The 11,525-nt window shown below is 65.6% G+C and carries 10 protein-coding genes; 2 read left to right on the top strand and 8 right to left on the bottom strand.

The genetic code is table 11. From position 1 onward, the window contains the following. Positions 1-55: 55 nt before the first annotated feature. The 8 genes from AADJ04_RS15865 to bfr all read right to left on the bottom strand — a co-directional run bounded on the left by AADJ04_RS15865 (position 56) and on the right by bfr (position 9,789). Positions 56-2,305: a TonB-dependent receptor gene (locus AADJ04_RS15865; RefSeq protein WP_341240205.1), complete on the bottom strand. Its 2,250-nt coding sequence runs from the start codon at positions 2,303-2,305 to the stop codon at positions 56-58. Between the two features lie 28 nt (positions 2,306-2,333). Beyond that, positions 2,334-2,579 carry a hypothetical protein gene (locus AADJ04_RS15860; RefSeq protein WP_142081636.1) on the bottom strand — a complete coding sequence of 82 codons (246 nt, stop codon included), beginning with the start codon at positions 2,577-2,579 and terminating at the stop codon, positions 2,334-2,336. Next, positions 2,576-3,778, bottom strand: coding sequence for a PepSY-associated TM helix domain-containing protein (locus AADJ04_RS15855; RefSeq protein WP_341240204.1), 1,203 nt, complete (start codon positions 3,776-3,778; stop codon positions 2,576-2,578). Before AADJ04_RS15855 ends, AADJ04_RS15860 begins: the two co-directional genes overlap by 4 nt. A 481-nt stretch (positions 3,779-4,259) precedes the next feature. Continuing rightward, entirely contained in the window at positions 4,260-6,446 is a 2,187-nt protein-coding gene (locus AADJ04_RS15850; protein WP_341240203.1) for a TonB-dependent siderophore receptor, read from the bottom strand. Positions 6,447-6,565: 119 nt separating this feature from the next. Beyond that, complete coding sequence (locus AADJ04_RS15845) at positions 6,566-6,898, bottom strand: DUF3325 domain-containing protein (protein WP_341240202.1); 333 nt, start codon at positions 6,896-6,898, stop codon at positions 6,566-6,568. 4 nt (positions 6,899-6,902) lie between these two features. Next, positions 6,903-8,678 (bottom strand): PepSY-associated TM helix domain-containing protein, encoded by a 1,776-nt coding sequence (locus AADJ04_RS15840; protein ID WP_341240201.1) that lies wholly within the window; start codon positions 8,676-8,678, stop codon positions 6,903-6,905. A gap of 5 nt (positions 8,679-8,683) precedes the next feature. Then, a complete protein-coding gene (locus AADJ04_RS15835) occupies positions 8,684-8,992 on the bottom strand; it encodes a DUF3649 domain-containing protein (RefSeq protein WP_341240200.1) in 309 nt (102 codons plus the stop codon). 320 nt (positions 8,993-9,312) lie between these two features. Beyond that, positions 9,313-9,789 carry a bacterioferritin gene (gene bfr / locus AADJ04_RS15830; RefSeq protein ID WP_044399895.1) on the bottom strand — a complete coding sequence of 159 codons (477 nt, stop codon included), beginning with the start codon at positions 9,787-9,789 and terminating at the stop codon, positions 9,313-9,315. Positions 9,790-10,042: 253 nt separating this feature from the next. On the opposite strand from bfr, the gene ahpC reads away from it, so the two are divergent. Both ahpC and AADJ04_RS15820 read left to right on the top strand, forming a co-directional pair. Then, a complete protein-coding gene (gene ahpC / locus AADJ04_RS15825; RefSeq protein ID WP_341240199.1) occupies positions 10,043-10,618 on the top strand; it encodes an alkyl hydroperoxide reductase subunit C in 576 nt (191 codons plus the stop codon). 182 nt (positions 10,619-10,800) lie between these two features. Next, a partial coding sequence (locus AADJ04_RS15820; RefSeq protein ID WP_341240198.1) for a thioredoxin family protein occupies positions 10,801-11,525 on the top strand: 725 nt, incomplete at its 3' end.

Below are 11,525 nucleotides of genomic sequence, written 5' to 3'. Positions count from 1 at the left end.
CCTTGCTGCGGCCGCATCAGCATGAGTGAAAAACTACTTTTATGACACAGTAAGATTAGAAGTCCACGCTGGCGCTCAGGCTTACGGTGCGCGGGGCGCTCACCGTCAGGTAGCCCGAGCCGGGGTAGCCACCCACCGAGGCCCAGTAGTTCTTGTCGGCCACGTTGTCGATGCGCAGGCGCAGGGTGACGAGCTTGCCCTGCACTTCGGTGAGGTAGCGCACGCCCAGGTCCAGCCGGTTCCAGCCGCCTACCTTCAGCGTGTTGGTCGCGTTGGCGTAGCTCGACCCGGTGTGCACCAGGCGGCCGTCCACAGCCAGGCCGCGCACGCCGGGCACGTCCCATTCCGCGCCGATGTTGGCCTGCACTTCAGGCACGCCAATCACGCGCTTGCCGTCGGTGGTGGCAGAACCAGTGGCCTGTTGCTTGGCGTCCAGCCACGTCAGGCCCCCCAGCAGGCGCAGGCCCTTGGTTGCTTCGCCCTGCACGGCCAGCTCCAGCCCCTGGTGGCGGTCTTTGCCGTAGGTGCCGAAGAGGTTGCTGCTGTTCAGAAAGGCCCGGGGCTTGTCGGTGCTGAAGAAGGCCAGGCTGCCCGCCACGCGGCCCGCGTCGTACTTCACGCCCACTTCCTTTTGCTTGGCCACGTAGGGCTTGAGCATCTCGCCCCGGTTGGTGGCGGTGCTGGGGGCGGTTTGGCCCTGGCTCAGGCCTTCGACATAGTTGGCGTACAGCGACACGCTCTTGTCCAGCTTGACCACCGCCGCCAGCAGGGGGCTGGTGCGGCTTTGCTCGTAGCGGCTGGTCAGCGCGGCCGTGCCGTAAGCGTAATTGCCGATGTCGATTTTTTGATGGCGCACGCCAGCGGTGAGCAGCAGGCGCTTGTCCAGCAGCGTGAGCGTGTCGCCCACGGCAAAGCTCGTCAGCCGCGTGGTGCCCGTGCGCAGCGGGTTCGCCAAGTCACCGCCGTACAGCGTAGTGCCGCTGAACGCTGGCAGGTTGGTGGACATAGGGCCGTACAGGTTGGTGGCCAGCGTATTGCGCCAGTCCATCGCGTAGGCGTTCTTCTTGTCAAAGTCGAACAGCGACGCAGTGGCCACCCATTCGTGCCCCACGCTGCCGGTTTGCAGCTTGCCGCGCACGCCCAGCTCGCCGGTGTTCACGCTGTCTTTGCGCGTGTTGTCAAAGCGGTAGGCGGTGGCGGCGCCCGTGCTGCCGTTGTTGACGGTGATGTTGGCCAGCGAGTTGGCCTCTTCGCTGCGGCGCGCGCCAGCCGCGGCCCAGGCCGTCACGTCGGGCGTGATGTCCCATTCGCCACGGAAGGTGCCAAACGTGTCGCGCTCGTTCGAGTAGCTCCAGGGCTGGGCGTGGTTGCTCTGGTTGTCGGGCACCGTGGGCACGCTGGTCACATTGGCGCCCAGCGTCACGTTGGTGCGGGTGCGCTTGAGTTGGTGGTCCTGCCAGCCGATGTCGCCCGACAGCCGCACATCGCGGCTGCGCCAGTCCAGCCCCACGGCCAGCAGGCCCAGTTTGGCGTCTTCGTCGTGGATGGCGGTGCCGCCGCTGTGGGTGGCCGCGTTCAGGCGCACACCGGTGCTGCCATCCGGCCCAAAGCGGCGGGCAATGTCTGCCGCCAGCTGGGTGCTGCCGCCGCTGCCCACGCCAAAGCTCACGCGGTTCAATGGCTCGTTGGGCGCACGCTTGGGCAGCAGGTTGATGCTGCCGCCTATGCCGCCCCCTGCGGGGCTGGCACCGTTCAAAAAGGCCGATGCGCCGCGCAGCACTTCCACGCGCTCGAACAGTTCGGTGGCGATGTACTGGCGGGGCAGCAGGCTGTACAGGCCGTTGAACGCGGTGTCGTCCGAGTCGAGCAGGAAGCCGCGGATGAAGTACGACTCCTGGAAGTTGCCAAAGCCACGTGCCACGCGCACGGTGGGGTCGTTTTGCAGCACATCGCCCACGCTGCGGGCGTGGCGGTCCAGGATCAATTCGTTGGTGTAGCTGATGGCGGAGAACGGCGTGTCCATCGCATCGCGCGTGCCCAGAATGCCCGCACGCGCGCCGCGCGCCACCTGGCCGCCGGGGTAGGCGGGCGACAGGCCTTGGGCCGATGCGTCGGCACTGGCGTTGACGGTGACGGTGGACAGGGCCTTGCCCTCGCCCGCCGCGGTGGGGGCTGCGGTGGGCTGTGCATGCAGCGCGGGTGTGGCCAGGGCCAGCACCATCGCGGCCGCAGCCAGTGCAATGGGGGTGGCAGACAGCGCAGGGCGCAGCAGAGGGGCGGCGCAGGGTGACGGTTGGTAATGCATGGAGGATGCGATCAAGGAAACAAGAAACTCAGCGCGGAGATGCGCCGGACGTGCCGGATGGATTGGTGGGGGGTGGGACGGCGTGTGCAGTGGCTGCGGATCTGCGGGGCCAGCTGTACCAGCCCATCACCGCCACCGGCACACCCAGCGCTGCCCACGACCACCAATCGCCCCAGGTGTCAGACACCAGGGCCGTGAGCAGCCCGGTGGTGGTGAGCACGCCCATCACGATGGGCCAGCCCCACAGGGCCCAGAAACGGCGGTGCTTGTTCATGCAGCCCCCTCGGTGGAGCGCGCTGCGCCCGATGCAGGCAATGCGCCGCCTGCAAAAACGCCAGCAGACTTGTCCGCCGCGTGGACTGAAGGGCTGGCCGCCTGCACACCCTTGCGCAGCCACAGGTACAGCCCACTGCCCAGCACCACGATGGTGGCGATGTCCAGCAGCGCCCAGAGGATCTTCATCGGCATGCCGCCGTAGTCGCCAAAGTGCAGCGGCTGCGACACCAGCAGCGCCGTCAGGTACCAGGGCAGCTGGGGCGCGGCGGTGACCTGCGCCGTGCGCGCATCCACCAGCACTGGCTTGAGCAGCTTGGAGGTGAGCGGCTCATTGCCGCGCATGAAAAACGTGTTGTGGTGCGGGCTGGAGAACGCCGTGCCGGGGAACGCAATGAACGACAGCTTGGTGCCTGGCGCCTGGGCCTGTGCAGCCTCCAGCGCCTGCTGCAGCGGCCCGCGTTCGGCAGCGGGCACGATGGGCTGGCCCTCATACGGCTTGAGCAGCAGCGAGAGCTGGTCGTACTGCCAGTATTTGATGAGCAGGTCGGCCCACGTGTTGATCATGCCCGTGCCGCCCACCACAAACGCCCACACCAGCGTGACGATGCCCAGCAGGTTGTGCAGATCGAGCCACTTCACGCGTGTGGAGCGGTCCCGCCGCACCTCGCCAAACGCCAGCTTGCGCATGAAGGGCGCATACAGCACCACCCCGGTGACGATGGCCACCAGCAGCAGCAAGCCCATGAAGCCCAGGAACAGCTTGCCCGGCAGGCCTGCGAACAGGTCCACATGCAGGCGGAACATCACATGCATGAAGCCCTCGTCAAACCGGGGCTGCGCCAGCACCTGCGCTGTGCGCGCATCCACCGCCACCGAGCGGAAATCATCGGTGGGCGCTGGCGTGGGCGTGAGGGTGACGAACCACACGTTGTCATCGTCCTCGGCAGGCGATGCGAACTGCACCACGCGGTCCGGGTGCAGCGCCTGCGCGGTGGCCAGCACCTGGTCGAGGCTGGCGCGCGGCGTGTTGGCGGGCATGGCGGGCGCCTCGACTTCGGTGCCCAGCAGGTGGCCGATTTCGTGGTGAAAGATCAGCGGCAGGCCGGTGATGCACAGCAGCAGCATGAAGACGGTGCACACCAGGCTGGACCACTTGTGGGTCCAGCTCCAGCGGCGAAGGGCGGTGGGGCTCAGCATGGTGTGGGGGCGGGGGTCAGCAGGTTGCGCAGGCGCACGTCCGCAGGGCCAGCCCGCGGTGCGGGGCGGCCAGGGCGGCGTCAGTAGCGGTGAAGAAGGAGTGGTTCAAGCCAGACAACCCGAAAACATCGAAAGACGGTGGGTGCTGGCGGCAGCCTTAGAGCGGGTCTAAAGGGGAGGCTGTGGCTTGCAGAAAACCTGAATTTTACATTGCAAATAGGAATTGTTTGTATTTGATGTGGTGATGAAGGCGGTGGTGTTGGAAAAAAGCCCGCTGCCAGAACGCTGCGTGCGTCTCTTATGGGGCGGGAGGGTGTGCAAGCTGGTCCAGCGGGTGCCTGCGCAGGGGGTGTCTCCTCCACTGCATTGGGTATTTGCTATCAAAATAGAAGCTGCTGGCGCTTGTGGATAAAGCGCTACAGGCCAATTTAGCTTGAAGTGGCGCGCGCAGGCCATGCGCACGCCGGTGGGTGCACGGTGCTCAGAAGTGCGTGCGCAGCGTGACCTGCACGGCGCGGGGCGAGCCCGGCAGGATCAGGTTGTCGTTGCTGCCGTGGGCCGATACATAGTGCTTGCGGTTGGTGAGGTTCTTCACGTTCACGTCCAGGTCCCACTCGCCCAACGCGACCTGCAGGGCAGCGTCGAACGTGGTGTAGGCGGGCAGGGTGACGAGGTTGGTGAGGGATGTGAAGCGCTCGCCCACATGGCTCACGCCGCCGCCCAGGCGCAGGCCCTGGCCCAGGTCTTTCATCACCCACACCGAGGCGCTGTTGCGCGGAGTGAGCGAGGGCACCTTGCCCAGGGCAGGCACGGCCACCACAGGCAGTTGCGACGAGCTGGTGGTGGCCAGCGACTTGGTGGTGCGCCCGTCCAGGTAGGCGTAGCCCGCGCTCACGTCCCAGCGGCCAGGCAGGCGGCCGCTGGCGGTCAGCTCAAAGCCGTTGGTGCGCTGCGTGCCCACGTTGATCTGGCGCGATGGGTTGGCCGGGTCGGTGTTCTTGATGTTGGTGCGCTCCAGGTTGAACAGGGCACCCGTCACGCTCAGCTTGCCGCCCAGCAGGTCCAGCTTCACGCCAATCTCCTGGTTCTGGGTGATTTCCGGTGCGGCCGCCGTGTTGTTGGCGGACAAGGCAAACGCCTCGGCCGATGGCTGGAACGACTTGCTGTACGACACGTAGTACGAAACGGTATCGCTGGGCTGCCACACCAGCCCGGCGCGGGGGCTGAATTTTTTGTCGGTGCGCGAGAGGGTGGCGAGCTTGCGGTCGTAGCGCGTTTCTTGCCCGTATACGTCATACCGCGCTCCAATCAGTGCCTTCCACTGCGGGGCGAGGGTGATCTGGTTTTGCCAATACAGCGCGGCGGTGTCTTGCGTGGTGTGGCTGGGGATGGCGTTGTCGGCGTTGTAGTTGGCCGCAGGAATCACGGGCGCAGCGGCGCTGGGGTTGAGGATGGACACCCGGTCGGCCCCGCCCGAGACGGATTCGGAGCGCTTCTTCTGCTGGCCCAGTTCCATGCCCATCAGCCACTCTTGCTTGAGCCCGCCGAGCTGGTTGCGCCAGGTCACGTCGGTCTGGTTGAACACGCCCTTTTCGTCGCGCAGGATGAAGGCGCGTGATCGCCCCACGGTCATGGTGACCGGGTCGGTGGTGCCGCTGGACAGGGTGTTGTAGCGGTCAAGTGCGTAGTCGTAGACGCGGGTCACGTTGCGCACGGACCAGTCGTCGTTGAAACGGTGGTTGAGCGTGGCGGTGAACGACTGCATGGCGCTGGTGGTGGTGTCGTCCTGCGCGGCGTTGCTGGAGCCGTAGTAGGTGCCAGCCGCCACGTTCACCGGGCGGCCGTTCAGGGCCGGGATGCCAAAGTCCGTCAGGCGCTTGTCGCGGGCGTGGGTGTATTGCAGCAGCAGGTCGGTTTGCGCAGCGAGCTTGAGGGCCAGGGATGGGGCGAAGTTGTGGCGCTTCACAAACTGCTGGTCGCGGTAGCTGTCAGAGTCTTCCACGGCGGCATTGAGGCGAAAGGCCGCCGTATCGCTGATGCCCACGTTCAGGTCGGCCGTGGCGCGGCGCCAGGCGTAGCTGCCCACGCCCACCGAGGCTTCGCCAGAGGTTTCGCCAAACTGCGGCTTCTTGGTGATGCGGTTGATGAGGCCGCCCGAAGACCCGCGCCCATACAGCACGGCTGCCGGGCCTTTGAGGACTTCGATGCGCTCAATGTCGGCCAGGTCGCGGAAGTACAGCGCATCGTCGCGCACGCCGTCCACAAACTGGTCAGCAATGGCGGTGAAGCCGCGAATCACCACTTGGTCACGCTGGCCGTCGCCATGGCTCATGGCCACACCGGGCACGTTGCGCAGCGCGTCTTCCATCGAACGGGCGCCCTGGTCGCGCAGCAACTGGGCGGGCACCACGTTCACGGCCTGCGGCACATCGCGCAGGGGTGCACTGCCTTTGGTGGCGGTAGAGGTGGCCGTGGGCGTGTAGCTGTCGCCTTGCGGCGCGGCCTTGATGGTGACTTCGCCCAGTGCCTTGGGGGCGCTGGTGTCGGCTGGCGTGCCCTGGGCCAGGGCGTTGCCACAGGCCAGCAGCAACACGGCGGCCGCCAGGGGGCTGAGGGTGTGGGCCAGGGGCGCAGGGTGCCGCACACGGGGCATGGAAGATGAATGCATAGTGGTTCCTGAAACGAGAGCGAAAAAACACAGGGGCGTTGCACAGCCGCGCAGGCGTCTGCCTGCGCACGGCGGCGCCGCATCAAAAGAGCGTTTGCTGGGGGGCGGAGCCCGCCGGGCTAGAGGCTGCTGACGTACGCCAGCAGCCCTGCTGCCAGCGAAGCGGCGCCCAGCGGCGGAGCGCGCTGGGGCAACCAGGTAAGGGCCGCGGTGGCGGCCACGGCAGCCACCGACAGGGCCACAGCCCATGCCGTGACGCCCAAGGAGGCTGGCACGCCGGCCGGTGTGCGCGTGGCCAGCCACAGCGATGCCAGCAAGATCACCCAGCCCGCGCTGCGCAGATGGCGCAGGCGCTCGGGGGAAGCCTCGTGGCCCAAGGCGTCTTCGTGGTGTTTGTCCATGCCCAGGGCCATGGCCAGCCAGGCGGCAAAGCAAAACAGAAAGGCGGACATGGCTTCAGGTTCCTGCGGTGATTTCCGAGGCCGCGTTGGGCACGGAGTGTGCTGCCGGTGTGGGGGCTTGGGGCGCCACTGCGTGGGTGCGGGCCGCGCGCTTGGCAGGGGTTGTAGGGGCGGGGCTGCGGCGATGCAGGTGCCACGCCACCGCACCCAGCACGGCGCCCGCGGCCAGGAAGGCCAGGTCCAGCGCCGCCCAGGTCCAGTCGCCCGCAGGCAGCGTGGCGCCCAGGTGGGTGGAGGTGGTCAGGGCATTGAGCACGGGCAGCAGGGCCCATGCCGCAGCAGCCAGGGCCAACACTGCCGTCCAGCCCAGGCGGCTGGGGCACAGCAGGCCCCACACCAGGGCCAGGGCCCAGGTGGCAAAGAAGCAGGCCAGCTCGGTGTCTGCACGCTGGGGCAGTTCCAGCGGCAGCAGCCGGTTGGCCGCCAAAAACACCGCGCAAGCCAGCGGCAGGCCCGCCAGGGTGCCGATGTTCAGTCCTGCCACCAGGCGCTCGCCCAGCGGCAGTCGTTGCGGGGCCGGGGTGGCCTGGGTGGCAACCTTGCGCTGGGCCTGCGCGCTGCGCTTGACGGACCACAGCACCATGCCGGTGGCGATCATCAAGCAGCCCAGCAGCCCAAAACCGAACAACGCCCAGCGCAGGCCGGGGCTGGCGAAGCGTGCCATGTGCAGCCCGTACAGCACGCCGTAGGTGGTGACGGCGGGGCTGGTGGGGTTGAGCTCGCCCACGGGTTGTGCGGTGGTGGCATCAAACAGCAGGCGGGGCGGGCGGTATTGCAGGCGGTCGCCCTCGTGGCGGGTGACTTCCACCACCGGTTTGCCTTTGGCATCGCGTCGCGCCTGGATGGAGCCGATGCGGCCGCCGTCCCAGTGCTTTTGTGCGGCAGTGAGGATGGTGGCCACAGGGATCAGCGGCAGGGGCTCGACCTTGGCGCCTGGCTCGCGCCGGGCCCGGCGCTCGGGCTGGTCGCCTTGCAGGTCGGCAAAGTAGGTGTTCGAGTCCACCTTGCCATCCGCCCCGGCATACGCTGTGGCGATGCCGCTGGGCAGGTACATCGAGTGGAAGATCATCAACCCGCTGAAGGTGATCATCAAGTAAAACGGCAGCACCAGCACGCCCGAGATGTTGTGTGCATCCAGCCAGGCCCGCTGGCCGCCCTTGCCGGGGCGGAAGGTGAAGAAGTCCTTGAAGATGCGCCGGTGCGTGACCACCCCGGTGAGCAGGGCCATGAACATGAGCAGCGTGGCCACGCCCACCACCCAGCGGCCTTCCAGCGTCCAGCGGCCCTTTTGCGCGGTGCGCAGCTCGAAGTGAAAGCGGTAGAAGAAGTCGCCGCCCATGGACTGGCGGATGTCCACTGGCTCGCCCGTTTGCGGGTTCATGCGCAGGGTTTCAAAGCGGCCATTGCCACTGCCGCGCCACAGCACATTCACTGCCGGGTCGCGCTCGTCGGGCAGGTGGATGATCCACTGGGTTACGTCTGGCACTTTGCGGTGCAGCGCAGCCAGGGCTTTTTCAGCGGTGTTGGTCTCTGTGCCTGCTGCGGTGGTGGGCAAGCCGTGCAGCTCGGGGTGCGTCCACAGGTTCAGCTCGTTTCGGAAGAACGACAGCGTGCCCGTGAGGAAGATGGCAAACAGCAGCCAGCCCAGCACCAGCCCCGCCCAGGTGTGCAGCCAGGACATGGCCTGGCGAAAGCCTTCGCGGTCGTTGGGGGTCTTGGTTGGGGTCTTGGCCCTTGCCTGTGCGGGCAGGGCGCTCTCAGTGGTGGGCATCGTGCTCATGCCGCAGCCCCCAGCCAGCGCGGCGCCATGGCCATGGCGCCCATCACGGCGGCGGGTGCCAGCATGCCCAGCCAGGCACCCCAGCTGGTGCGTGCATAAAACACCCAGGCCACCGCGGCGACGTAGACCAGCCAGGCCAGCATGGGGGCGGTGAGCACGGCATCCACCCGGGGCATGGCCTGGGCCGGCGCCAGGGACAACGCACCGGCAAACGCTGCCGTCAGTGCATAGCCCCCCAACGCAGCGGCCAGGGTGCGCGACAAGATGGTGAGGCGGTACCGCCAGTCCACTCGGGCCGTTTTCATGGCTGCACCGGGAGGCTCGGAAAGTGGGTGCAAAGGGGGCGGCGGCAAGGCATGGGCAGGGGCTCCAGTCTGGGTTGATCCAAAGGCTGGCTGCACCCGGCGGGGTCCCGTTCGTGCTGGCTTGCTAGCGCGGAATTCTACAGTTATTGAGAAGCATTCTTATTTTGTTTGTAAAGTTCTGCTTGCGTTGGCGCAAGGTTGCAACAAACCGATGCGGGTGGAGAGTGAGCGGGCCGCCTGGTGCAGACGAAAAAAACGGGCCCGCAGGCCCGTTCCATCGTACGGCGGCTGGCCGCGCGCCCCGAAGGATGGCAACCGCCTCAGTCAGCATCCCCCATTTGGGACTGGAGGTAGTTCGGCAGACCCACCTTTTCGATGAGGTCGATCTGGGTTTCCAGAAAGTCGATGTGCTCTTCGGTGTCGTCCAGAATCTTTTGCAGCAGGTCGCGCGAGACATAGTCGCGCACGCTTTCGCAGTGGGCCATGCCTTCCTTGATGGTGGCTTGGGCGCCTTGTTCCGAGCGCAGGTCGCAGGCCAGGATTTCTGGCACATCCTCGCCCACTTGCAGCTTGCCCAGGTCTTGCAGGTTGGGCAGGCCGTCGAGCATGAAGATGCGGTCCATCAGCCAGTCCGCGTGCTTCATCTCGCCGATGGATTCTTCGTATTCCTTCTTGGCCAGCTTGTCGAAGCCCCAGTGCTTGAGCATGCGGTAGTGCAGGAAGTACTGGTTGATGGCGGTGAGTTCGTTCTTCAGTTGCGCTTGCAGGTGCGCGATGACTTGTGGGTCGCCTTTCATGGGGCCTCCTTGTGGGTTGTCGACGTGCGATTGTGGAGGGTGCCCCGGTGTCTGACAAGCCAAGCCCCTGCGCGAGTAGCCCCGCCGGAGCCCCATGCCAAGGGAAAGGGGTAGAGTGCCCCTCGGCGCCCGGATGGCGTGTCATAGAATAGTCATTGGCAATTGATTCAATCAAATCAATTAATTGGATGCATTGCACCAAAAAGCCTAGACTTCAGTCTGTTCTGTCAACCAACCCTTAAAGGAAACAGCAATGTCCCTGATCAATACGCAAGTCCAGCCTTTCAAGACCGAAGCTTTTGTGAACCGCAACGGCAAGGGTGAATTCATCACCGTGACGGAAGAAAGCCTGAAGGGCAAGTGGTCTGTGCTGATCTTCATGCCAGCAGCGTTCACCTTCAACTGCCCCACAGAAATCGAAGACGCCGCTGACAACTACGCTGCCTTCCAGGCCGCTGGTGCCGAGGTCTACATCGTGACCACCGACACCCACTTCGCGCACAAGGTGTGGCACGAGACATCTCCTGCCGTGGGCAAGGCCAAGTTCCCTCTGGTGGGCGACCCAACCCACCAGCTGACCAACGCTTTCGGCGTGCACATTCCTGAAGAAGGCCTGGCACTGCGCGGCACCTTCGTGATCAACCCCGATGGCGTGATCAAGACCATGGAAGTGCACTCCAACGAAATCGCCCGCGACGTGTCGGAAACCCTGCGCAAGCTCAAGGCTGCTCAGTTCACCGCCGCCAACCCTGGCCAAGTGTGCCCCGCCAAGTGGAAGGAAGGCGCCAAGACCCTGACTCCTTCGCTGGATCTGGTCGGCAAGATCTAAGCCGCTTGACGCATCGGCTGAGCACGCCGCAACCGGCGTGCTCCCCAAAGCCGGACAGCGCCATGGTGCTTGCGCCATGCCGTCCGGCTTTTTTTCGCCCGGATTTTGGCCATCAGGCTTGAATGAATCGCCTGAAGCCCTTAAACCTACAAGACCACAACTCGAATTTTTAGGAAGCCACCATGCTCGACGACCAACTCAAATCGCAACTCTCTGCCTACCTGGAACGCGTACAGCAGCCGTTTGAACTGGTGGCTTCTCTGGACGACAGCGAAACCGCCCGCGACATGCGCGAGCTGCTCGAAACCATCCAGTCCCTGCGCAGCGACAAGATCACCCTGCGCACCGATGGCAACGACGCCCGCAAGCCCTCGTTCAGCCTGCAGCGCGTAGGCGCCACCAACAGCCTGCGTTTTGCCGGCCTGCCCCTGGGCCACGAGTTCACCTCGCTGGTGCTGGCCCTGCTGTGGACGGGCGGCCACCCACCCAAGGTCGAGCAGGATGTGATCGACCAGGTCAAGGCACTGGACGGCGACTTCAACTTTGAGGTCTACATGAGCCTGACCTGCCACAACTGCCCGGACGTGGTGCAGGCCCTGTCGCTCATGGCCATCCTCAATCCCAAGATCAAGACCACGGTGATCGAAGGCGGCGCCTTCCAGGAAGAAGTGACCCAGCGCGAAATCATGGCTGTGCCCATGGTGTTCCTCAACGGTCAGGTCTTCGGCTCGGGCCGCATGTCGCTGGAAGAAATCGCTGCCAAGCTCGACACCGGCTCTGCCGCCCGCGAAGCCGCCAAGCTCAGCGCCAAGGATGCGTATGACGTGCTCATCGTCGGCGGTGGCCCTGCAGGTGCCGCAGCTGCGGTGTACGCCGCCCGCAAGGGCATTCGCACTGGCGTGGCCGC

This window comes from uncultured Acidovorax sp., from assembly GCF_964021665.1.
Lineage (GTDB): Bacteria > Pseudomonadota > Gammaproteobacteria > Burkholderiales > Burkholderiaceae_C > Acidovorax > Acidovorax temperans.
This window is presented reverse-complemented; position numbering and strand designations above follow the sequence as displayed.